General features: G+C 66.4%; 25 protein-coding genes and 1 other RNA gene. 17 read left to right on the top strand and 9 right to left on the bottom strand.

Features of this window, described 5'->3' with window-relative positions:
- The first annotated feature begins 73 nt into the window (after positions 1–73).
- Positions 74–1,369: a hypothetical protein gene (locus GQ651_RS07360; protein WP_160763528.1), complete on the top strand. Its 1,296-nt coding sequence runs from the start codon at positions 74–76 to the stop codon at positions 1,367–1,369.
- On the top strand, positions 1,366–2,694 hold the full coding sequence (locus tag GQ651_RS07355; protein ID WP_160763527.1) for a cytochrome P450: 1,329 nt from the start codon (positions 1,366–1,368) through the stop codon (positions 2,692–2,694). Before GQ651_RS07360 ends, GQ651_RS07355 begins: the two co-directional genes overlap by 4 nt.
- Here the strand turns inward: GQ651_RS07355 and GQ651_RS07350 are convergent.
- The 7 genes from GQ651_RS07350 to GQ651_RS07320 all read right to left on the bottom strand — a co-directional run bounded on the left by GQ651_RS07350 (position 2,691) and on the right by GQ651_RS07320 (position 6,622).
- Complete coding sequence (locus tag GQ651_RS07350) at positions 2,691–2,912, bottom strand: ribbon-helix-helix domain-containing protein (RefSeq protein ID WP_160763526.1); 222 nt, start codon at positions 2,910–2,912, stop codon at positions 2,691–2,693. The genes GQ651_RS07355 and GQ651_RS07350 overlap by 4 nt on opposite strands.
- On the bottom strand, positions 2,909–3,103 hold the full coding sequence (locus tag GQ651_RS07345; protein WP_160763525.1) for a DUF4169 family protein: 195 nt from the start codon (positions 3,101–3,103) through the stop codon (positions 2,909–2,911). The genes GQ651_RS07350 and GQ651_RS07345 overlap by 4 nt, the downstream gene beginning before the upstream one ends.
- Positions 3,100–4,491 carry a class II fumarate hydratase gene (gene fumC, locus GQ651_RS07340; protein WP_160763524.1) on the bottom strand — a complete coding sequence of 464 codons (1,392 nt, stop codon included), beginning with the start codon at positions 4,489–4,491 and terminating at the stop codon, positions 3,100–3,102. Before fumC ends, GQ651_RS07345 begins: the two co-directional genes overlap by 4 nt.
- Positions 4,492–4,570: 79 nt before the next feature.
- Positions 4,571–5,155, bottom strand: a complete 585-nt coding sequence (locus GQ651_RS07335; protein ID WP_160763523.1) for a hypothetical protein — start codon at positions 5,153–5,155, stop codon at positions 4,571–4,573.
- 90 nt (positions 5,156–5,245) lie between these two features.
- A complete protein-coding gene (locus tag GQ651_RS07330) occupies positions 5,246–5,707 on the bottom strand; it encodes an SspB family protein (protein ID WP_160763522.1) in 462 nt (153 codons plus the stop codon).
- A 138-nt stretch (positions 5,708–5,845) separates the two neighbouring features.
- Positions 5,846–6,198: a transfer-messenger RNA gene (gene ssrA, locus GQ651_RS07325) on the bottom strand.
- Positions 6,199–6,271: 73 nt separating this feature from the next.
- Positions 6,272–6,622: a DUF4345 family protein gene (locus tag GQ651_RS07320; RefSeq protein WP_160763521.1), complete on the bottom strand. Its 351-nt coding sequence runs from the start codon at positions 6,620–6,622 to the stop codon at positions 6,272–6,274.
- 119 nt (positions 6,623–6,741) lie between these two features.
- Between GQ651_RS07320 and GQ651_RS07315 the strand changes: the two genes are divergently transcribed.
- Entirely contained in the window at positions 6,742–7,263 is a 522-nt protein-coding gene (locus tag GQ651_RS07315) for a DinB family protein (RefSeq protein WP_160763520.1), read from the top strand.
- Between the two features lie 124 nt (positions 7,264–7,387).
- Positions 7,388–8,377: an acrylyl-CoA reductase (NADPH) gene (gene acuI, locus GQ651_RS07310; protein WP_160763519.1), complete on the top strand. Its 990-nt coding sequence runs from the start codon at positions 7,388–7,390 to the stop codon at positions 8,375–8,377.
- Positions 8,378–8,386: 9 nt separating this feature from the next.
- Here acuI and GQ651_RS07305 read toward each other — a convergent pair whose 3' ends face one another.
- Together GQ651_RS07305 and GQ651_RS07300 are read right to left on the bottom strand one after the other, a co-directional pair.
- Positions 8,387–8,869, bottom strand: a complete 483-nt coding sequence (locus tag GQ651_RS07305; protein ID WP_160763518.1) for an SRPBCC family protein — start codon at positions 8,867–8,869, stop codon at positions 8,387–8,389.
- Positions 8,866–9,201, bottom strand: a complete 336-nt coding sequence (locus tag GQ651_RS07300; protein ID WP_160763517.1) for an ArsR/SmtB family transcription factor — start codon at positions 9,199–9,201, stop codon at positions 8,866–8,868. The genes GQ651_RS07305 and GQ651_RS07300 overlap by 4 nt, the downstream gene beginning before the upstream one ends.
- A gap of 124 nt (positions 9,202–9,325) precedes the next feature.
- Between GQ651_RS07300 and fabD the strand changes: the two genes are divergently transcribed.
- The 13 genes from fabD to GQ651_RS07235 all read left to right on the top strand — a co-directional run bounded on the left by fabD (position 9,326) and on the right by GQ651_RS07235 (position 20,301).
- A complete protein-coding gene (gene fabD, locus GQ651_RS07295; RefSeq protein ID WP_160763516.1) occupies positions 9,326–10,264 on the top strand; it encodes an ACP S-malonyltransferase in 939 nt (312 codons plus the stop codon).
- A 34-nt stretch (positions 10,265–10,298) separates the two neighbouring features.
- Positions 10,299–11,036, top strand: a complete 738-nt coding sequence (fabG, locus tag GQ651_RS07290) for a 3-oxoacyl-[acyl-carrier-protein] reductase (RefSeq protein WP_160763515.1) — start codon at positions 10,299–10,301, stop codon at positions 11,034–11,036.
- Between the two features lie 163 nt (positions 11,037–11,199).
- Positions 11,200–11,433 (top strand): acyl carrier protein, encoded by a 234-nt coding sequence (locus tag GQ651_RS07285; protein WP_160763514.1) that lies wholly within the window; start codon positions 11,200–11,202, stop codon positions 11,431–11,433.
- A gap of 162 nt (positions 11,434–11,595) precedes the next feature.
- On the top strand, positions 11,596–12,858 hold the full coding sequence (gene fabF, locus GQ651_RS07280) for a beta-ketoacyl-ACP synthase II (protein WP_160763513.1): 1,263 nt from the start codon (positions 11,596–11,598) through the stop codon (positions 12,856–12,858).
- Entirely contained in the window at positions 12,858–14,033 is a 1,176-nt protein-coding gene (gene mltG, locus GQ651_RS07275; protein WP_160763512.1) for an endolytic transglycosylase MltG, read from the top strand. The genes fabF and mltG overlap by 1 nt, the downstream gene beginning before the upstream one ends.
- Positions 14,034–14,206: 173 nt before the next feature.
- Positions 14,207–14,563, top strand: a complete 357-nt coding sequence (locus tag GQ651_RS07270; protein WP_160763511.1) for a hypothetical protein — start codon at positions 14,207–14,209, stop codon at positions 14,561–14,563.
- Positions 14,475–15,833, top strand: coding sequence for a DNA-packaging protein (locus GQ651_RS07265; protein WP_160763510.1), 1,359 nt, complete (start codon positions 14,475–14,477; stop codon positions 15,831–15,833). Before GQ651_RS07270 ends, GQ651_RS07265 begins: the two co-directional genes overlap by 89 nt.
- Before the next feature lie 22 nt (positions 15,834–15,855).
- Complete coding sequence (locus tag GQ651_RS07260) at positions 15,856–17,019, top strand: phage portal protein (RefSeq protein ID WP_160763509.1); 1,164 nt, start codon at positions 15,856–15,858, stop codon at positions 17,017–17,019.
- 5 nt (positions 17,020–17,024) lie between these two features.
- Positions 17,025–17,597, top strand: a complete 573-nt coding sequence (locus tag GQ651_RS07255; protein ID WP_160763508.1) for an HK97 family phage prohead protease — start codon at positions 17,025–17,027, stop codon at positions 17,595–17,597.
- Between the two features lie 32 nt (positions 17,598–17,629).
- The gene (locus GQ651_RS07250; RefSeq protein ID WP_160763507.1) at positions 17,630–18,817 is read left to right on the top strand and encodes a phage major capsid protein; all 1,188 of its coding nucleotides are present in this window, start codon (positions 17,630–17,632) and stop codon (positions 18,815–18,817) included.
- 151 nt (positions 18,818–18,968) lie between these two features.
- A complete protein-coding gene (locus GQ651_RS07245) occupies positions 18,969–19,565 on the top strand; it encodes a head-tail connector protein (protein ID WP_160763506.1) in 597 nt (198 codons plus the stop codon).
- A complete protein-coding gene (locus tag GQ651_RS07240; RefSeq protein ID WP_160763505.1) occupies positions 19,562–19,894 on the top strand; it encodes a head-tail adaptor protein in 333 nt (110 codons plus the stop codon). Before GQ651_RS07245 ends, GQ651_RS07240 begins: the two co-directional genes overlap by 4 nt.
- Positions 19,891–20,301, top strand: a complete 411-nt coding sequence (locus GQ651_RS07235; protein ID WP_160763504.1) for a DUF3168 domain-containing protein — start codon at positions 19,891–19,893, stop codon at positions 20,299–20,301. Before GQ651_RS07240 ends, GQ651_RS07235 begins: the two co-directional genes overlap by 4 nt.
- Positions 20,302–20,315: the final 14 nt, after the last annotated feature.

The raw sequence follows: 20,315 nt of genomic DNA, 5'->3' as shown, positions 1-20,315 counted from the left end.
TGACCGTTGATCCGGAAAATACGAAACAGAATCAGGCTTCTCGTGTCCCGTTTCATGGTCTAGGGTCATGCCCATGCTGCACCGGGGAAAATCGCGCGTTGATCGTCGCCGGGTGTTCTACATCCCCGGCTACGACCCCTATCCGCCCCGCCGCTATCGCGAGCTGTACCGGGCCGAGAGCGCGAAACAGGCCGGCATTTCGGACTATCGGATCGAGATGAAGCCACTCCGGGGCGAGACCGGCTGGATGGTCCGTTCTGATATGGAGGGCGGGCGCACCGTGTCGCGGGTGGAGGTGCTGGTCTGGCACGACCTTGTGCAGTCCTCGATGTCGGGCGGCATCTGGGCGACCTATCTGGCGCTGATCCGGACGGTCTGGATTTATCTTTCGACCGGCGCGTTCCGGCGGCTTTCGTGGCTGGCCAAGGGGCCGGTCATCGCGGCGCTCTATCCGATCGTGATGCTTTTGGGACAGTTTCTGCTGGCGCTTCTGGGCGCGGGTGTCGTGGCGAGCCTTGCGGGGTTCGTGACGCTCCGGGCCAGCGAGTTGGCCATGGGGCTTGCGGGCCGTGCGCCCATCGGCTGGGTGGCGGCCATTGTGTCGGCGGCGGTGTTCTGGGGCGTGTTCCTGCCTGTCTTCGTCGCCGCGATGCGCTGGTTCAAGTCGAAGGACGACAAGACCTTCGCCTATTACCTGATGCAGGATTATGCCTATACGGCTTCAGAGCGCGGCGCCTATCCGGCCGAGATCGAGGCGCGCCTGCATGAGTTCCGCCACCGGATCGAGGCGGCGCTTCGTGACCCCGACGTGGATGAGGTTCTGGTCGTCGGCCATTCCTCGGGCGCGCAGCTTGCCGTGTCCGTGGTGGCCGATATCGTCCGGCTGAACCGGGTGCCCGAGCGGGGCGCGGTTCTGTCATTGCTTACACTGGGGCAGGTCATTCCGATGGTCAGTTTCCTGCCCAAGGCGCGGCGGCTGAGGGGGGATCTCAGGCTGTTGTCCATGGCCGAGACGATCACCTGGCTCGACGTGTCAGCGCCCGGGGACGGGTGTTCCTTTGCTCTTTCGGACCCGGTGGCGGTCACGGGCGTCGCGCCTGCCAAGGGGCAGCAATGGCCGCTCATCATCTCGGCGGCGTTCTCGAAGACGCTGGCGCCGGAGACGCTGAAGGCGATGCGCTGGCGGTTCTTCCGGCTGCATTTCCAGTATCTCTGCGCCTTCGACCGGCCGGGCGATTACGACTATTTCCGGATCACCGCAGGCCCGCAGACGCTGGCGCAGCGGTTCCGGGGGCGGCGGCCCTCGGCCAGCCGGATCGACGTGCCCGCGTCGCGCTTTACCTCGACCATGCATTCCGTCGTGCGATGATCCCGCCGAAGCCGGCGTCGCGGCCTGACCGGGTCTCGCTCTGGCGCTACTGGCGGCTGTTCCGTCAGGACATCCTGTCGGCGCAGCCCGAGCGGCTTTACCACGCGTGGATGGCCGAGTTCCGGACGCCGTTTTTCCGGTCCTTTCTGGTGAACCAGCCGGATCTTGTGCGCCGCGTGCTGTCGGGGCGGCCGGAGGCGTTTCCCAAGTCGGGGCGGGTGACGGCCGGGTTAAGGCCGCTTCTGGGGGCGTCTGTCTTCGTCACCAATGGCGACCTCTGGGCGCATCAGCGGCGGATCATCGACCCGGCCTTCGAGGGCGGGCGGCTGCGGGACGTGTTCCCGGCGATGGTGGCGGCAGCGCGGGATACGGGGGCGCGCTTGGAGGCGGGGGTGCTGGACATCGAGGCGCTGGCCAGCCGGGCGACGGCGGACGTGATCTTCCGCACGCTGTTCTCGATCCCTATCACGAAGCGGATCGCAGAGGACACCTATCGCGCGTTTCGCATCTTTCAGCGGGCGCAGCCGGTCGCCACCTTGCCGGCGCTGATCCCCGGTCTGCCGGTGGTGCACCGGAAAAAGACGAGGGCTGCGGCACGGGAGTTGCGGCGGTTGATCGGGGACCTCGTCGCGGCGCGGACGGAAGAGATACGCGAGGGGCGCGCGCCGGACGATTTGGCGACCCGGATCATGACGACGCCCGACCCGGAGACGGGGGCGACGTTCTCATCCGACGAGATGGTCGATCAGGTGGCGATCTTCTTCCTCGCAGGCCATGAGACGAGCGCGGCGCATCTGGGCTGGACGCTCTGGTGTCTGGCGGCGGCGCCGGAATGGCAGGAGCGGGTGGCGGAGGAGTTGGCGGGGTTCGACCCGGAAGCGGGGCTGGCGGGGCTTTCCGCGCTTAAGGTCACGCGGAACGTTCTGCGCGAGGTACTGAGGCTTTACCCGCCGGTGCCGATGATGGTGCGCGAGGCGGCGGAGGGCGACGTGTTCCGCAAGCGGCAGGTGCCGAAGGGCGCGCAGATTGTGTTGTCGCCCTGGCATCTGCACCGGCATGAGCGAATCTGGTCGGAGCCGGACGCTTTCGACCCTGCGCGGTGGGAGGATGAGGCGACCCGCACGGCGCGGCGCGAGGCGTTCATCCCGTTCTCGGCAGGGCCGCGGGTTTGCCCCGGTGCGGGGTTCGCGATGGCGGAGGCGACGGTGCTGCTGGCGGCGCTCCTGAAGGAGTGGCGGTTCGAGGTTATGGACCCGCCCGTGCCGGTGGCGCATCTGACTGTGCGGGCGCGGGACGGTATTCGGCTGAGGGCGGTGGCGCGCTAGGCGTCGCGCCTGCGGTGCCAGTCGAGCACATATACACGGATGGCGGAGGCAAGGCCGCTTTCCGCGCCGCGCTCTTCGTCAATTTCCGCCGCCAACTCGTTCAGGCCGAGGCCGCGCGCCGCCGCGATTTCGCGGAAGGCCAGCCAGAACGGTTCCTCAAGCGAGACCGAGGTGCGGTGTCCCCGGATCGTGAGCGAGTGTTTGACCGGGCGGCTCATGCGTCTTCTTCGTCGTCCTCGGTGCGGTGCGCGTCGAGGACGCGGCGGGCCTGTTCGGTACGGGCGGCGTCGAGCAGACGCTCGGCCTTTGTGCGGCCGAACTTCACGGCGTTGGCGTCAGCCTCTTTTCGGGCCGCGTCCCGCGCGCGGGCCTTGCGCACCCGGTTCAGGTTGATGGGTTTTTCCGTCACTTGGGACCGATCATCTTTTCGGGGCGCACGACCTGGTCGAAGGTCGCCTCGTCCACGAAGCCGAGTTTGACGGCCTCTTCGCGCAGCGTCGTGCCGTTCTTGTGGGCGGTCTTGGCGACGGTGGTGGCGTTATCATACCCGATGGTGGGGGCGAGCGCGGTGACAAGCATCAGGCTCTCGCGCATGAGCTGGTCGATCCGGGATTCGTTGGCGCGGATGCCCGAGACGCAGTTGTCGGTGAAGGCGCGGGCCGCGTCGCCCAGAAGCTGCATGGATTGCAGCACGTTATAGGCGATCATGGGCTTGTAGACGTTCAGCTCGAAGTGGCCCTGGCTACCGGCGAAGCCGACGGCGGCGTCGTTGCCGATCACATGGGCGCAGACCTGGGTCATCGCCTCGCACTGGGTCGGGTTGACCTTGCCGGGCATGATCGACGAGCCGGGCTCGTTCTCGGGCAGGAGCAGTTCGTAGAGGCCGCAGCGGGGTCCGGAGCCGAGAAGGCGGATGTCATTGGCGACCTTGAAGAGCGCGGCGGCGGCGGCCTTGAGCGCACCGGACATGGCGACCATGGCGTCATGGGCGGCGAGCGCCTCGAACTTGTTCGGCGCGGTGACAAACGGCAGGCCGGTGATGCGGGCCATGTTGGCGGCCACGTCCTCGGCCCAGCCGGGGCGGGTGTTGAGGCCCGTGCCGACGGCGGTGCCGCCCTGGGCAAGCTCGTAGATGTCGCCGAGCGCGGCCTCGATCCGTTCGATGGATTTGGCGACCTGGTGCGTGTAGCCCGAGAACTCCTGCGCCAGCGTCAGCGGCGTGGCGTCCATCGTGTGGGTGCGGCCGATCTTGATGATGCCGTCGAACTCTTCGACCTTGGCGGCGAGCGCGGCGTGGAGGTGCCGTAGGCCCGGCAGGAGCACGTCGCGCGCGGTCATGGCGGTGGCGATGTGCATGGCCGTTGGGAAGGTGTCGTTGGACGACTGGCCCATGTTGCAATGATCGTTCGGGTGGACCGGGTCCTTGGAGCCGATCACACCGCCCAGAAGTTCGATGGCGCGGTTGGCGATGACCTCGTTCGCGTTCATGTTGGACTGGGTGCCGGAGCCGGTCTGCCAGACGACCAGCGGGAAGTGGTCGTCGAGCTTGCCGGCCACGACTTCGGAGGCGGCTTCGATGATGGCGTCGGCCTTGTCGGCGTCGAGCGCGCCGGCGGCCTTGTTCGCCTCGGCGCAGGCCTGTTTGATGACGCCGAGGGCGCGGACGATGGCGACGGGCTGCTTCTCCCAGCCGATGGGGAAATTGATCAGGCTGCGCTGCGTCTGCGCGCCCCAGTACTTGTCGGCGGGCACTTCGAGCGGGCCGAAGCTGTCGGTTTCCGTGCGGGTCGCGGTCATGGTCTGGCCTTTCCTCGGTTGCTCCGGAGGCCAGCTATATTGAGCGCGCGGGGCGCGTGCAATGCGATGAGGGGGCTCTTCAGGCCATGCGGCGGGTCAGGGCCGAGCGGAATTGCGGGTTGCCGGAGAGCGCCTCGGCGAGGCGGGCGCGCATCCGGGTGAAATCCTGACCATAGAAGAAAAACACGGTCTTGCCGCCGCGTTCGACCCAGCCGCGGAAGACGCCGTCTTCGCGGAGTGCATCGGCGCAGGCGCGGGCGATGCCGCGACGGGCCTCGGCGGTGGGGGCTGCGTCGGCTTCGAGCGTGAGTTCCAGCCCTTCGGACGCGCCGAAGACCAGCGGCTGGCCGCCATCGGCCAAACGGATCGACGAACCGCAGGGGGCGGCGAGATGTTCGAGCATCCGCGCGACGGTCTCCAGCGTGCCGCGATCGGCGCGGGTGAGGCCGAGATGCAGGTCGACGCCGAAGACATCGGCGGGCGCGCTGCCATGGGCGGTGCAGTCTGTGACGACACCAAGGCCTGCGGCGGCCAGTTGCCGGGCCAGAGGTTCCGCAAAGCTCTTGTGGGCGTCGCGGTGACCGAGACGCACAGGCAGGTGGACCCGCGCAAGGTTCACGCTGAGCGTCACGTCGGTCTTGGGCTTCAGATCACGAAAGAACATGGAGCGACTCCCCTGCTGGCAACGGGGTCAGACTGGAGTCGAAATGTGGCGAATTCCTGAACGCCGGGTGACCCAAAGAGGGCGCGGGCGCTATTTCCGGAAACGGTCGAGGCTGACGATTTCTGCGTCGCCCTTGGGCGCGGGGCCGGGATCGGGCGCATCCGGCTCATCATCGTCCCCGTCGTCGTCATCGTGATCGTCCTGGGTCTCGAACCGGAGACCGAATTCGACGGAGGGGTCGACGAAGGTCTTGATGGCGTCGTAGGGGATATACAGAGGCTCGGGCGTGTCGCCGAAGTTCAGCGTGATACTGAAGCCGTCATCGGTGACTTCGAGGCCGTCGAACCAGTGCTGCATGACCACGGTCATTTCGTCCGGATAGCGGTCCGACAGCCAGTCGGCGAGCTCCACGTCCGGGTGCATCGTGTCGAAGGTGATAAAGAAGTGGTGCTGACCCGGAAGCCCATGCTCGGCCACGTCTTCGAGGACGTTCTGGATCAGGCCGCGCATGGCCTGATGCATGAGGTTGCCGTAATCGATGCTGCGGGTCATGGGGCCTCCGTCGCCTGAGGTCAGCATAAGAGATTCGGTTGCGTTGAAAAGGCGGGTCGGCGGAAAATCGACATTGATGCGGTTTCGGCCCGTGTCACAGGGCGGAGGCCGTTTCCGGGCGGGCGCGAATGGTGGGAAAGTGCAGGCTTCTGTTGCCAGGTGCCTGCGAACCCCGCCTTACGCGGCTAGGCGCAAGGGCTTAAGTTTCGATCTTGCGCGCAGCTTAGGCTGCGAGCGCGACCGGAGCACGGTTGTCGTTGGCAACTGTACTTGTCGGACCGATAACGGTGGTACCTCACCGGGACAAAGCTAACCCCTTTAGACGTTCGTCGATCCTATTTCGGCCCCTCTGTCCGCCAACGACGGGATATTGGTGGAGCCGCCGGGTACCGCCCCCGGGTCCGATCCGCTTATTACGAGCGCGTTTATGTCCATAGTCCCGTTGCCGGAACAGGGTTGATATAGGTGTTTAAGGGCCGCGTGGAAAGGGGCTCTGCCCCCGCAGCCTGCCTTGCAGGCCGCTCCCCCGGAGTTTTTTTGCCAAGAAGAAGGGACGTGCGGGTCTCAGAGATTGAGGGCCAAGAGAAGGCCCGCGACGACAATCTCGGTGGCCGCGAACCCCCATGTGCGGCGGGTGGGTGCCTCGTCCAGCGCGATGGAGGTGACGCGGCCCACGGCGGCGCCGGCCCAGGCGAAGCCGATCATCGCGTAGGCGATCGGGCTGCCGAGGATAAGGGCGCCAAGTCCGAGGCCGATGAAGAGCGCCCCCGATGCGGCGCGAATCTCACTTGTGCCCATGGTCGAGCCGTTGGTCTCGAGGTCGAGGACACCCATCGTGTAGCGGGGCGCGAGCCAGCCGATGGCCCCCAGCCCGATAGAGGCAAGGGCAAGAAGGATGTTGATGGCGTCGATCATGGGGGCGTTTTCCTGTGCTTGCCTGTCTTCTACGCACGGGCGGACAGAAAGGTTCAGTCAATTGGGCGCTTGATATCCGGGGGCGGGCATCAAAGGTAAGGCGGAACAAGGAGAACACGATGATCACACCCGCATATGTCGACACGATGGCCCGCTACAACGCGTGGCAGAACCGCAGTCTTTACAGGGCGGCGGATGGGCTGAGCGATGCGGCGCGGCGCGAGGATCGGGGCGCGTTTTTCGGGTCGATCCACGGGACGCTGTCGCACCTGCTCTGGGCGGATATTCTGTGGATGAGCCGGTTCGACGGGTGGGAGACAATCGAGGCCGGCATCTCGGAAAGTGCGAGCTGGGTGGCGGACTGGGTTGATCTGCGGGAGCGTCGGCAAGAGGCGGATACCCGCATTCTGGCCTGGGCCGGGGCGATAACGCAGGACCGGCTTGATGGGGACCTGTCCTTCTTCTCGCGCGTGCTGGGCCGTCAGGCGACGAAGCCGCTCGATTTCTGCGTCGTCCATTTCTTCAATCACCAGACCCACCACCGCGGGCAGGTTCATGCCATGCTGACGGCGGCGGGGGCAAAGCCCGAGGACACCGATCTTTTCGTCATGCCGGATGATGCCGGGGAGCCTTCGCACTAGAGGCTGGCGCGTGCAGCTTGCTTGCCCCCCGGGGAGGCCGCCTGTATTTCGGGGTGCGATTGCCGGGTGGTGCCGGGAGGCCGGTGCCAGAGGACCGACAGAAAAACTCCAGAGGGGGGCACTCATGTTCAAGGCACTTGTCGTCGAAAAGGATGAGGACGGAAAAACAAAGGCTTCCGTCAAGGAGTTGACACTTGATGACCTGCCCGAGGGCGAGGTGACGGTGGCGGTCGAGTATTCGACGGTCAATTACAAGGACGGGCTTTGCGTTGGGCCGGGTGGTGGTCTGGTGCGCAATTATCCCCATGTGCCGGGCATCGATTTCGCCGGTGTGGTCGAGGCGTCGGACGATCCGCGCTACAGCCCCGGCGACCGCGTGGTTCTGACCGGCTGGCGCGTGGGCGAGGCGCATTGGGGCGGGTATTCGGAAAAGGCGCGGGTCAGGGCCGATTGGCTGGTGCCCTTGCCCGAAGGGCTGACCACGCGCCAGGCCATGGCGGTCGGAACAGCCGGGTTCACCGCGATGCTGGCGGTGATGGCGCTGGAAGATCACGGGCTAACCCCTGAGAAAGGTGAGGTTCTGGTGACCGGTGCCGCGGGTGGCGTGGGTTCTGTGGCGACAGCCATTCTGGCCAATCTGGGCTACGAGGTCGCCGCCGTGACGGGGCGGCCCGAGACCGAAGACTATCTGAAGGGACTGGGCGCAAGCCGGATCGTGCCGCGCGAGGATCTGGCCGAAACGGTCAAGCGGCCGCTCGAAACCGAGACATGGGCAGGCTGCGTCGATGCGGTGGGCGGCGCGATGCTGGCCCGCGTGCTGGGGCAGATGAGATATGGCGCGTCGGTCGCCGCCGTGGGGCTTGCCGGCGGGGCAGCCCTTCCTGCGACGGTTGTGCCGTTCCTGCTTCGCGGTGTGAACCTTCTCGGCATCGACAGTGTCATGCAGCCCTATGAGAACCGCGTCCGGGCCTGGGAGCGGGTGGCGCGGGATCTGCCGATGGACAAGCTGGAGGCGATGGTCCAGCCCGCGACGCTGGACGATCTTCCGCGTTTGGGTGCCGATATCCTGAAGGGTCAGGTCAAGGGGCGCGTGGTCGTCGATATCGCGGGCTGACCCGCGCCGTCAGGCGGCTTCCAGACGGGCTGCGAGTTTCTCGAAGGCCTGTTTCCAGCCGCCTTCGCCTGCGGTTCCGGCGGGGACGCCCCGATGAACCATGGTCATCTTCGTGCCGCGGGAGTCTTCGGCGAGATCCACGATGACTTCGGTAACGTCTGGCGCGCCTTCGGGCATTCCCATGGCTTGCGGGGAGATGATCGTGCCGCTCTCGTCGGCCATGCTCTCGGTATAAACCAGCCGCGTCTTAGGCGTGATCTCCTTGTAGACGCCGGTGAACCACATGCGCATTTCGCCGTCGGGGCGAGACATCGCCATGCAGATGCGGCGGGTGCCGCCGATGCGGAGGTCCAGTTCGGCAACCGGCACGCTCATGCCGTTCGGTCCGTACCATTGGCGGAAGAGGTCGGGGTCGGTCCACATGTCCCAGACCCGGGCGATGGGGGCGGAGAAGTGGCGCTCGATCCGGACCCAGACGGGTGTGTCGGTCATTCGGGGTCTCCCTTCAGGTTTTTCAGGACGTGATCCATCGCGTCGAAGCGTGCGTCCCAGATGTGGCTGTAAGCGGCGGTCCAGTCGGCCACCCGCGCGATGGCGCTGGCGTCGAGCGTGCAGGGGCGGAACTGTGCGTTGCGGCCCTTGGCGATGAAGCCGGCGTTCTGAAGCACGCGGACATGTTTCGAGATCGCGGGCAGGCTGATGTCGTATGGGGCAGCGAGCTCGTTCACCGTGGCCGGGCCTTTTGCGAGCCGGGCGAGGATGTCGCGCCGGGTCGGGTGAGCGAGGGCCGAGAAGATGGCGTCGAGTTGGGCGTCGTCCTGCATGCGAGCATTATTGAACTGATTCGTTAATTAATAAAAGTGTTAATTAATGTGGCTGCAGGGGGCGCATTTGCTTGCCGGTCGGCAAGTTGCGGGGTAGGCAGGAAAAAACGAGGGAGGGACGGGCATGAGCCTTGCATTCGTATTTCCGGGACAGGGGGCGCAGACCATCGGCATGGGCAGCGACCTGGCCGAGGCCTATCCGGCGGCGCGGGCGGTTTTCGACGAGGTGGACGACGCCCTGGGCGAAAAGCTGTCATCGCTGATCTGGGAGGGAGATCAGGCGGAGTTGACCCTGACGCAGAATGCCCAGCCCGCGTTGATGGCCATGTCCATGGCAGTTGTTCGTGCCTTGGAGGCCGAGGGCGTGAGCGTCACTGATGCGGCCTTTGTGGCCGGGCATTCGCTGGGGGAATATTCGGCACTTTGTGCGGCGGGCACGTTTTCGGTGGCGGATGCGGCGCGGCTTCTCCGTCTGAGGGGCGAGGCGATGCAAGCCGCGGTTCCGGTCGGCGAGGGCGCGATGGCCGCGATCCTTGGCCTCGAAATTACGACCGTTCAGGCAATCGCGGCGGATGCGGCAGGGGGCGAGGTTTGCGCGGCCGCCAATGACAACGACCCGGCGCAAGTCGTGGTCTCGGGCCACAAGGGCGCCGTGGAGCGGGCGGCGGAACTTGCCAAGGAGCGCGGCGCCAAGCGGGCGCTGATGCTGCCGGTGTCCGCCCCGTTCCATTGCAGCCTGATGGCGCCCGCGGCCGACGCGATGGCCGAGGCGCTGGCCGGTGTGGACATGAGTGACCCGAGCGTTCCGGTCGTCTCGAACGTGGCCGCGCGGCCCGTGTCGGACAAAGCCAAAATCCGCGATCTGCTGGTCGAGCAGGTGACCCATTCGGTCCGGTGGCGCGAGAGCGTCGACTGGATGGCGACGGAGGGCGGCGTGACCTCCTTCTGGGAGATCGGAGCGGGCAAAGCGCTGACCGGCATGATACGGCGCATCGCCAAAGAGGCCGAGACGCGGGCCGTCTCTGGCCCCGATGACGTGCGCGGTGCGGCGGGCAAGGCGTAGGCAACGCATTTCAACCAAGAAGAAGGAGTGAGGCATGTTCGATCTGAGCGGAAAGACGGCTCTTGTCACCGGCGCCTCTGGCGGGATCGGCGCGGCCATTGCGCGGGCCCTGCATGGGGCGGGGGCGACCGTGGCCCTGTCCGGCACGCGTGAGGCGCCCTTGCAGGATCTGGCGGGCGAGCTGGGTGAGCGGGTGCATGTGACGCCCTGCAACCTCTCGGACCGCGAGGCGGTCAATGCGCTGCCCAAGGTGGCGGCGGAGGCGATGGGATCGGTCGATATCCTTGTGAACAACGCGGGCGTGACGCGGGACAACCTGTTCATGCGGATGTCCGAGGACGAGTGGGACAGCGTCATAGAGGTCAACCTGACCGCCGCGATGCTGCTCTCGAAAGGTGTTATGCGGGGCATGATGAAATCCCGCTGGGGCCGGATCGTGAATATCTCGTCCGTGGTCGGGTCGACGGGCAATCCGGGGCAGGCCAATTACGCGGCGTCCAAGGCCGGGCTGGTGGGCATGTCGAAGTCGCTGGCCTATGAGGTGGCGAGCCGGGGGATCACCGTGAACGCGGTGGCGCCGGGTTTCATCACCACGGCGATGACGGACAAGCTGAACGAGGAACAGCAGGCCAAGATTCTGACCCAGGTGCCGGCGGGACGGATGGGCGAGGCAAGCGAGATCGCGGCGGCCGTTCTGTACCTCGCCAGCCCTGAAGCCGGCTATGTCACGGGAACGACATTGCATGTGAACGGCGGAATGGCCATGCTGTAGGCAGGCTTGCGGGCGTTCACCTTATCGTTTGCCTTGTGGAAACGATGTGCTATAGGGCGCCCACATCCCAGCCGGGAGCCGCCAGCGGCCCGGCTGTTTTTCGTCCCCAGGGGCGGTATAATCAACGACGGGACGAGACCCGAGGAACACGTGAGGAATTAACATGAGCGACATCCAAGATCGCACGCGCAAAATCGTCGTCGAACATCTGGGCGTCGAAGAAGACAAAGTCACCGAGAACGCCTCGTTCATCGATGATCTGGGCGCGGACAGCCTCGACACGGTCGAGCTGGTGATGGCTTTCGAAGAAGAATTCGGCATCGAAATTCCGGACGACGCCGCTGAAACCATCCAGACGTTCGGCGATGCGGTGAAGTTCATCAAGGAAGCCGTCTGAAGCGACTTCCCATCCGTTCTTGAAGGCGGCGCGTCCCTGGCGGGGCGCGCCGTTTTCTTTTGCGGCGGTCCTCGGGTCGGCGTTTCGCCGCCCCCTTTGATTGCGCCCGGTTTTCGGCACGTGTATGTCGGAGTGCAAAGCAATTCCTGAACGGAGGCGGGCATGCGTCGGGTTGTTGTAACGGGTCTTGGGATGGTCTCTCCGCTGGCGGCGGGGGTCGAGGAGACATGGACGCGGCTTCTGGCCGGTCAGAGCGGCGCGGGCACGATCACGCGGTTCGACGCGGGGCATCTGGCAACCACCTATGCCTGCGAGATACCGCGCGGCGACGGGTCGGACGGCACATTCAATCCGGACGACTGGATGGAGCCCAAGGAGCAGCGGAAGGTCGACGACTTTATCCTGTACGGGATGGCCGCTGCCGAGATGGCGGTGAAGGATTCGGGTTGGATGCCCGAGGGCACAGAGGATCGTGAGCGGACGGGCGTCATGATCGGCTCGGGCATTGGCGGGCTGCAGTCCATCGCGGAGACCGCTGTTCTGATCAAGGAGCGCGGCGCGCGGCGGGTGTCGCCGTTCTTTATCCCCGGCGCACTGATCAACCTCGTCTCGGGGCAGGTGTCGATCCGCTACGGCTTCAAGGGGCCGAACCATGCGGTTGTCACGGCCTGTTCGACGGGCGCGCATGCCATCGGGGACGCGGCGCGGCTGATCATGCTGGGCGATGCGGACGTCATGGTGGCCGGCGGCGCGGAAAGCCCGATCTGCGAGATCGGGATCGCCGGGTTCAACGCGTGCAAGGCGCTCTCCACCAAGCGGGGCAATGAGCCCGAGAAAGCGTCGCGGCCCTATGATGCGGACCGGGACGGGTTCGTCATGGGCGAGGGCGCGGGCGTTGTGGTGCTGGAGGAATACGAGCACGCCAAGGCGCGGGGCGCAAAGATTTACGCCGAGATCCTGGGCTATGGTCTGTCGGGTGACGCCTATCACATCACTGCGCCCTCGGAGGATGGCGAGGGCGGCGAGCGGGCCATGCGGAACGCGCTGCGCTCGGCCGGCCTGTCCGGGGCGGATGTGGACTACATCAACGCGCATGGCACCTCGACCATGGCCGACACGATCGAGCTGGGCGCGGTCGAGCGGGTGATGGGAGATGCGGCGTCCAAGGCCACGATGAGCTCGACCAAGTCGTCCATCGGGCACCTTCTTGGAGCGGCGGGCGCCGTGGAGGCGATCTTCTGCATTCTGGCGCTCCGCGATCAGGTGGCACCGCCGACGATCAACTTGGACAACCCGGCGGTCGAGCCGAAGCTGGACCTTGCGCCCAACGCCAAGCGTGAGCGCGAGATCGGGGTCGCGCTGTCGAACTCCTTCGGGTTCGGCGGCACCAATGCGTCGCTCGTCATGGGCCGGATCGACCGCTGATGTGGCGAAATCTTGCGTCGAATGTCCTGACCCTGCTGATCGTCGGGCTGGTGCTGTTGGCCGGGATCATCGGCTGGGGGCAGAGGCAATACGTGGCCGAGGGGCCGCTAGAGGACGCGATGTGTCTGCAGGTGCCGCCGGGAAGCACGATGAGCCGGGTGGCCGACAGGCTGGCGGCGGATGGGGCGATCACGAACGCCACGATCTATCGGCTCGGCGCGGACTACACCGAGCGCAGCAACCAGTTGAAGGCGGGATCGTTCCTGATCCAGCCGGGGTCTTCGATGGAAGAGATCGTGGCCGAGATTACGGGCGACGGTCTGTCGACCTGCGGGACCGAGGTGATCTATCGCGTGTCGGTTGCCAGCCAGAGCGTGCGGGTGCGCGAGCTGGACGCCGCGACGCAGGATTTCGAGGTCGTGGCCGAGTTCGACCCGCTGGCCGTGGAAGACGTGCCGGCCGAGTACACGAGCGCACTGGACGATGTGGCGACGCGGTACCGGGTCATCGTGGCCGAGGGTGTCACGAGCTGGCAGGTGGTGAACGCGATTTCCGGGTCCAACCTTTTCACGGGCGAGGTGGCCGCGGTGCCGGATGAGGGTTCTCTTGCGCCCGACGGGTACGAGATCCGTCCCGGCGATGACCGGCAGGCCTTTCTGGACCGCATGATCGCGGCGCAGACCGAGCGGCTGTTCTCGGCCTGGGAGAACCGCGCGGCGGACGCGCCCGTGGACACGCCGGAAGAGGCGCTGATCCTTGCCTCGATCATCGAGAAGGAAACCAGCGTTCCCGAGGAGCGGCGGATCGTGGCGAGCGTCTTCGCCAACCGTCTGGAGCAGGGTATCCGGCTGCAGACCGACCCGACGGTGATCTACGGGATCACGCGGGGCGAAGGTATTCTGGGGAGAGGTATCCGGCAGAGCGAGCTTCGCCGCGAGACGCCGTGGAACACCTATGTGATCGAAGGGCTGCCGCCCACGCCGATTGCCAATCCGGGGCTTGCCTCGATTGAGGCGGCTCTCGATCCGGACGAGACGGATTACATCTTCTTCGTGGCCAAGCGCGGCGGCGGGCATGAGTTTGCCGTGACGCTGGACGAGCATAACCGGAACGTGGCCGAGTACCGCCGCTGGCAGGCAGAGCTGGAAGCCGAAAGCGAGAGCACTGAGAACTAGGGGCATTAACCCGCCGTTAACCGGCGCGAACGGTATTATCCAATTCTATCAATAACTTAAGACTTGACCTTTCGTGCGGTCTGGGGTATACCTTTGTTCAAGATGGACGAGGTGAGCGCGGCGGTGGCAACACTGGCCGCGTTCTCTTTTCCCAGAGGCTCAGGAAAATCGAGATGACGAACGATCCTTCGCGACTGGCGGGGACGATCGGCGCGCGCTGGCTTTTGGAACAGAGCGAAACCGCGCTCCAGGACGTCCTTGCGGCATTCGAGGTCATGGCCAACCGTCTTCGCGACGGTGAGGACGTGGCACATGGCGACATCAGCAAGGCTCGCATCGCCCTGGCGGCGACGCGGGCAGCATTGATCAACGAGGTGAACAAGCATGAGCGGCAGGTGCTCTTATCAGAAGGTCTCGTTGCGGAAGCCCCTATCGACTTCGATGCCATGCGATTTGAAATCGGGCGCCATCTCGATCGCCTCCGCGCCGCGGACGTTGCAGGAGACGTTTCTGGCAGGGTTGACGAATGATGCGCTGAGGGCGCTCCCCTACCTGTTCGAGTTCTGGGCGCTGCCGCATCAGTTGCCGCCTGAAGGCGACTGGAAGACCTGGGTGATCCTGGGCGGTCGCGGCGCGGGCAAGACGCGGGCCGGGGCCGAGTGGGTGCGGTCGATGGTCGAGGGTGCGCGGCCCGAGGATCCGGGTATCGCGCGGCGCGTGGCGCTGGTGGGCGAGACGCTGGATCAGGCGCGGGACGTGATGGTGATGGGCGAAAGCGGCATTCTTGCCTGTTCGCCCCCTGACCGGCGGCCGCGCTGGGAGGCGATGCGGCGGCGTCTGGTCTGGCCCAATGGAGCTGTGGCCGAGACCTATTCGGCGCATGATTTCGAGCGCCTTCGCGGCCCGCAGTTCGACGCGGCATGGGCGGATGAGCTGGCCAAGTGGCCGAAGGCGGAAGAGACCTGGGACCAGTTGCAGTTCACGCTGAGGCTGGGGTCGCATCCCCGGCAGGTGGTTACGACGACGCCCCGCAATGTGCCGGTACTGAAGCGGATTCTGGGCCGCGAGACGACGGTGATGACGCAGGCGCCGACGCAAGCGAACCGGGCGAACCTGTCCCGGTCTTTCCTGGCCGAGGTGGAGGCGACCTTTGGCGGTACGCGTCTGGGGCGTCAGGAGCTGGACGGGGTTCTGGTAGATGACGTGGACGGCGCGCTCTGGCCGGTGGCCCTGATCGACGGGGCGCGGGTGGGCGCGGTGGGGACGCTCGACCGGATCGTGGTGGCGGTGGACCCGCCGGTGACGGGGCATGCGGGCTCGGACGAGTGCGGGATCATCGTGGCCGGTGTCCGGCAGGAGGGCGATCCGTCGGACTGGCGGGCGGTCATTCTGGAGGACGCGACGGTCACGGGGATGTCTCCGGCGGGTTGGGCCAAGGCGGCGGTGGACGCCGCCGAGCGGCATGGCGCGGACCGGATCGTGGCCGAGGTGAATCAGGGCGGCGACATGGTGGAAAGCGTCATTCGCCAGATCGATCCGGCGGCGGCGGTTGCGAAGGTGCGGGCGACGCGGGGCAAGGCCGTCAGGGCCGAGCCGGTTGCGGCGCTTTATGAGCGGGGCCGGGTGGGCCATTTGGCCGGGCTGGGCCCGCTGGAGGATCAGATGGCGCTGATGAGCCGGACGGGCTTTCAGGGCAAGGGCAGTCCCGACCGCGTGGACGCGCTGGTCTGGGCGCTGTGGGATTTGCTGATCGAGGGCGCGCGTCAGGCGCGGCGCCCGCAGGTGAGAGTGCTCGGGTGACGGGCGGACAAGGAGCGTGGCGATGATGTTCGACTTTCTGAAAAAGCCCCAGCCGGTGGAAGAGGTGAAGGCCTCGAAGGCGGGGCCGGTGATCGCCTATGCGACATCGGGCCGTGTGGCGTGGAGCCCGCGGGACACGTCGAGCCTGATCCGGCATGCGTTTCAGGGTAATCCGGTGGGGTTCCGGTCGGTCAAGCTGATCGCGGAGGCGGCGGCGTCGGTCCCGCTGACGGTGCGGGACGCGGCCTGCCGGTACGAGCTGCATCCTGTGCTCGACCTGCTGGCGCGGCCAAATGGCGGGCAGGGGCGGGCGGCGTTGTTCGAGGGGCTTTACACCCAGCTTTTGCTTAGCGGGGACGGGTATCTGGAGGGTGTGGCCGCCGAGGGGACGCTGCCGCTGGAGCTGCACGTGCTCAGGTCGGACCGGATGTCGGTAGTGCCGGGCGCCGATGGCTGGCCGGTGGCCTATGAGTACGCCGTGGGCGGGCGGAAGCACCGGTTTTCGGTGACGGAGGCGGGGTCGCCCATCTGCCACGTGAAGGCCTATCACCCCGGCGACGATCATTACGGTCTGTCCCCGATGCAGGCAGCGGCGCGGGCGGTGGATGTGCACAATGCGGCCTCGGCGTGGTCGAAGGCGCTTCTGGACAATGCGGCGCGGCCGTCGGGGGCCATCGTCTTCAAGGGCGAGGGGCAGTCGACACTGACCAACGAGCAATACGACCGTCTGGTGGCCGAGATGGAGGCGCATCATCAGGGCGCGCGAAATGCGGGGCGTCCGATGCTGCTGGAAGGCGGTCTGGACTGGCGACCGATGGGCTTCAGCCCGTCGGACATGGAGTTCCAGAAGACCAAGGAAGCCGCCGCGCGAGAGATCGCGCTGGCCTTCGGGGTGCCGCCGATGCTGCTCGGGCTGCCGGGGGATGCGACCTATGCGAATTACCAGGAGGCCAACCGCGCTTTTTACCGGCTGACGGTGCTGCCCTTGGTGGACCGGGTGCTGGGGGCGGTCACGAACTGGCTGAATGGCTTTGCCGACGCGCCGGTCGAGATCGCGGCCGATCTGGACAGGGTGCCGGCGCTTGGTGTCGAGCGCGAGGCGCTCTGGCGGCGGGTGACCTCGGCGGAGTTTTTGACGGAGGACGAGAAGCGCGCGCTTCTCGGGCTTCCCAAGGCGCAGGAGTGATGGGCATGGACGGGTTGACCGAAATCGGACTTGAGCGGAAGTTTTCCATTGTCGACAGCGGCTTGAGCCTTGTCGACGGGCAAGTGATCGAGGGCTATGCCTCGCTTTTCGGAGTGACGGACCGGGGCGGCGATATTGTCGAGCCGGGGGCCTATGCGGCGTCGCTGGCCGAGCTGGCCGCGGCGGGGCGGCGTGTGAAGATGCTTTGGCAGCATGACCCGGCCCAACCCATCGGCGTCTGGGACGAGGTGCGCGAGGATGCGGTCGGGCTGTACGTCAAGGGCCGTCTGCTGCCCGGTGTGGCGCGCGCACAGGAGGCGGCGGCGCTGATCGAGGCAGGGGCCATCGAGGGCCTGTCGATCGGCTATCGCACGCTGAAGGCGACGAAGGACAAGGCCGGTGCGCGCCGGCTGAAGGAACTGGAGCTTTGGGAAGTGTCGCTGGTGACCTTTCCGATGCTTCCCGAGGCACGGGTGGGCGCAAAGGGGGACGACCCCGAGGATGCGGTCATGCGTGATGTTGCGGCGGCGATCGAAGCTGCGCGCCGCGACCTGACCCGTGCGGCCCGTACCGGCTGACCGGACAACCCCAACTTCAGAGGATTATCCAGATGACAGACCCCGAGACCAAGGCTCGGGACGGGGAAGATCTGCCCCGGTCCCGAACTGCCGCAGACGAGGTGAAGGCCGCTTTTTCGGGCTTTGCCAAGGACATCACCGAGAAACTTGAACAACAGGAAGAGCGACTGAAAATGCTGGACCGCAAATCTACCCTGACCACTCTGCGCCGCCCGGCGCTGACCACGGCGACCGAAGAAGAGGTCCCGCACCAGAAGGCCTTCGCGGCCTATGTCCGCACCGGCGAGGATGACGGTCTGCGGGGTCTCCAGCTGGAAGGCAAAGCCATGTCCACCGCCGTTGCCGGCGATGGCGGTTACCTCGTCGATCCGAAAACGGCGGCGAGCGTGTCGTCCGTTCTGCGGTCGACGGCCTCGATCCGCCAGGTCGCCAATGTCGTGAATGTCGAGGCGACGTCCTATGACGTGCTGATCGACTCGACCGAGATGGGCGCCGGCTGGGCGACCGAGACCGCCGCCACCACCGAGACCGGCACCCCGGTCATCGAGCGCATTTCGATCCCGCTGCACGAGCTGTCGGCCCTGCCCAAGGCGTCGCAGCGCCTGTTGGACGACAGTGCATTCGACATCGAGGGCTGGCTTTCGGCGCGTATTGCCGAGAAGTTCGCGACTTCGGAAGCGGCGGCCTTTGTCTCGGGCGACGGTATCGACAAGCCCAAGGGGTTCCTTTCGCACCCGACCGTCGACAATGACGTCTGGGCCTGGGGCAGCCTCGGCTATGTCCCGACCGGCGTTGATGGCGGCTTCGACGCAGGCAACCCGGCGGATGCGATCATCGACCTGGTCTACGGGCTGGGCGCGCGCTACCGCGCCAACGGTACCTTCGTGATGAACTCGAAGACCGCCGGTGCCGTGCGCAAGATCAAAGATGCCGATGGCCGCTTCCTCTGGTCGGACGGTCTGGCAGCGGGCGAGCCTGCGCGTCTTCTGGGCTATCCGGTGCTGATTGCCGAGGACATGCCCGACATCGCGACGGGTGCCGATGCGATCGCGTTCGGTGATTTTGGTGCGGGCTATACCGTGGCCGAGCGTCCGGACCTGCGCATCCTGCGCGACCCGTTCTCGGCCAAGCCGAACGTGCTCTTTTACGCGACGAAGCGCGTGGGCGGTGACGTGAGCGACTTTGCTGCGATCAAGCTTCTGAAGTTCGCGGTCGCGTAGGCGGGCTGCGTGAGAGGCTGGACCCCGGGAGGGTCCGGCGATCGGGTGCCGGGCCGGGCGCGCTCAGCCGCGCTGGTCCCTCGACGCGGCGGGCTTTGGCCGGCCCGGCATCCGACGGCGACCAAACTGGCGCGAATTTCGGAGTAGTTCCATGATGTTGTTCGAACAAACGCAGGTGCCTGATCAGGCGCTGCCGGTGGCGGAGTTCCGCGCTCACCTGCAACTGGGCACCGGCTTTCCGGATGATGGATTTCAGGACCCGGTCCTGATCCCGATCCTGCGAGCCGCGATTGCGGCGGTCGAGGGGGATACCTCGAAAGTGCTTCTGGAGCGCCGTTACCAATATGTGCGGACCGCGTGGCGCGACCTGGGCCGCGTCTCTCTTCCGGTGGCGCCGATCTCGTCGGTCCTGTCCTTCCGGATCACGGATATGGGCGGCGGTGAGACGGATATTCCGCCCGCGCGGTTCCGGCTTGTTCAAGACGGCCAACGGCCCGAGATCATCTCGACGGGCTGGGCTCTGCCGACGATCCCGGTGGGCGGGACGGCCGAGCTCGTCTTCGATGCGGGCTTCGGGCCGGTGTGGAGCGACGTCCCGGCGGACCTGGCGCAGGCCACGCTGATGCTGGGCGCGCATTACTATGACAACCGCGGCGCGATGGTCGAGCGCGGGCGGGCGCTGCCTGATGGTGTCGCGCGGCTCTTGTCCCGCCATCGCGTGATCCGTCTCTTCGGGGGCGGGGCATGAGTGCCGGGCGGCCGCGGCGGCTGATCCTCGAGGCGCGTGAGGGGTTGCCGGATGGTCGTGGCGGGCGCGCGAGCGTCTGGGTCGAGAAGGGCGTTCACTGGGCGCGGCTCGATCCGCGGGGCGGCGGCTTTCCCTCGTCCGAGGATGGGCCGGTATCGGTCACGCGCTACCGCGCGGTGATGCGGGCGGTTCCCTTCGGTGCGCTGTCGCGACCGGCGCCGGGCGACCGGTTCCGCGAAGGCGCGCGGGCGTTTCACGTCCGGAGCGTCATCGATGACGAGGGTGGCGGCACGATGACCTGTCTGGTCGAAGAGGAGGTGCAGCCATGAGCCTGGCCAATTCGGATGCCGTGCAGGCGGCATTCTATGACCTGCTGAGCGGGGACGCGGCGCTGGCCGCGCTGATCGGCGGGGCGATCCATGACGATCTGCCGGCGGGCGCGGTGACCGGGACGTATCTGATCATCGGCGCCGGCGAGGTTCGGGACCGGTCGCATCAGACCGGAGCCATGGCGGAGCACCGGATCACGATTTCGGTGGTCAGCGATGCCGAGGGTTTCAGGACCGCGAAGGAGGTCGCTGGCGTGGTTTCGGACGCGCTGGTCGATGCCCGGCCGGTGCTAACACGAGGAAGGGTCATCGGGACCACGTTCTTCCGCGCCAGGGCGCGCAGGGATCGCAGGAGTGGGGCCAGGCGGATCGACATGACGTTCCGCGTGCTGGTCGAAGACAACTGACATATCGCAAGGAG

Origin of the sequence: Kangsaoukella pontilimi (assembly GCF_009830125.1) — a bacterium.
In the GTDB taxonomy this organism is placed as follows: domain Bacteria; phylum Pseudomonadota; class Alphaproteobacteria; order Rhodobacterales; family Rhodobacteraceae; genus Kangsaoukella; species Kangsaoukella pontilimi.
This window is presented reverse-complemented; position numbering and strand designations above follow the sequence as displayed.

Excerpts from the sequence above, each read along its gene's own strand:
- GQ651_RS07335 (WP_160763523.1), bottom strand. The coding sequence starts at position 5,155 with ATGTTCTTTCGTGATCTGAAGCCCAAGACCGACGTGACGCTCAGCGTG.
- GQ651_RS07240 (WP_160763505.1), top strand. The coding sequence starts at position 19,562 with ATGAGTGCCGGGCGGCCGCGGCGGCTGATCCTCGAGGCGCGTGAGGGG.
- GQ651_RS07355 (WP_160763527.1), top strand. The coding sequence starts at position 1,366 with ATGATCCCGCCGAAGCCGGCGTCGCGGCCTGACCGGGTCTCGCTCTGG.
- fabG (WP_160763515.1), top strand. The coding sequence starts at position 10,299 with ATGTTCGATCTGAGCGGAAAGACGGCTCTTGTCACCGGCGCCTCTGGC.
- GQ651_RS07235 (WP_160763504.1), top strand. The coding sequence starts at position 19,891 with ATGAGCCTGGCCAATTCGGATGCCGTGCAGGCGGCATTCTATGACCTG.
- GQ651_RS07260 (WP_160763509.1), top strand. The coding sequence starts at position 15,856 with ATGATGTTCGACTTTCTGAAAAAGCCCCAGCCGGTGGAAGAGGTGAAG.
- GQ651_RS07255 (WP_160763508.1), top strand. The coding sequence starts at position 17,025 with ATGGACGGGTTGACCGAAATCGGACTTGAGCGGAAGTTTTCCATTGTC.
- fumC (WP_160763524.1), bottom strand. The coding sequence starts at position 4,491 with ATGACCGCGACCCGCACGGAAACCGACAGCTTCGGCCCGCTCGAAGTG.
- GQ651_RS07360 (WP_160763528.1), top strand. The coding sequence starts at position 74 with ATGCTGCACCGGGGAAAATCGCGCGTTGATCGTCGCCGGGTGTTCTAC.
- GQ651_RS07300 (WP_160763517.1), bottom strand. The coding sequence starts at position 9,201 with ATGCAGGACGACGCCCAACTCGACGCCATCTTCTCGGCCCTCGCTCAC.
- GQ651_RS07285 (WP_160763514.1), top strand. The coding sequence starts at position 11,200 with ATGAGCGACATCCAAGATCGCACGCGCAAAATCGTCGTCGAACATCTG.
- fabF (WP_160763513.1), top strand. The coding sequence starts at position 11,596 with ATGCGTCGGGTTGTTGTAACGGGTCTTGGGATGGTCTCTCCGCTGGCG.
- GQ651_RS07245 (WP_160763506.1), top strand. The coding sequence starts at position 18,969 with ATGATGTTGTTCGAACAAACGCAGGTGCCTGATCAGGCGCTGCCGGTG.
- GQ651_RS07270 (WP_160763511.1), top strand. The coding sequence starts at position 14,207 with ATGACGAACGATCCTTCGCGACTGGCGGGGACGATCGGCGCGCGCTGG.
- mltG (WP_160763512.1), top strand. The coding sequence starts at position 12,858 with ATGTGGCGAAATCTTGCGTCGAATGTCCTGACCCTGCTGATCGTCGGG.
- acuI (WP_160763519.1), top strand. The coding sequence starts at position 7,388 with ATGTTCAAGGCACTTGTCGTCGAAAAGGATGAGGACGGAAAAACAAAG.
- GQ651_RS07315 (WP_160763520.1), top strand. The coding sequence starts at position 6,742 with ATGATCACACCCGCATATGTCGACACGATGGCCCGCTACAACGCGTGG.
- fabD (WP_160763516.1), top strand. The coding sequence starts at position 9,326 with ATGAGCCTTGCATTCGTATTTCCGGGACAGGGGGCGCAGACCATCGGC.
- GQ651_RS07320 (WP_160763521.1), bottom strand. The coding sequence starts at position 6,622 with ATGATCGACGCCATCAACATCCTTCTTGCCCTTGCCTCTATCGGGCTG.
- GQ651_RS07250 (WP_160763507.1), top strand. The coding sequence starts at position 17,630 with ATGACAGACCCCGAGACCAAGGCTCGGGACGGGGAAGATCTGCCCCGG.
- GQ651_RS07305 (WP_160763518.1), bottom strand. The coding sequence starts at position 8,869 with ATGACCGACACACCCGTCTGGGTCCGGATCGAGCGCCACTTCTCCGCC.
- GQ651_RS07330 (WP_160763522.1), bottom strand. The coding sequence starts at position 5,707 with ATGACCCGCAGCATCGATTACGGCAACCTCATGCATCAGGCCATGCGC.
- GQ651_RS07265 (WP_160763510.1), top strand. The coding sequence starts at position 14,475 with ATGCCATGCGATTTGAAATCGGGCGCCATCTCGATCGCCTCCGCGCCG.
- GQ651_RS07350 (WP_160763526.1), bottom strand. The coding sequence starts at position 2,912 with ATGAGCCGCCCGGTCAAACACTCGCTCACGATCCGGGGACACCGCACC.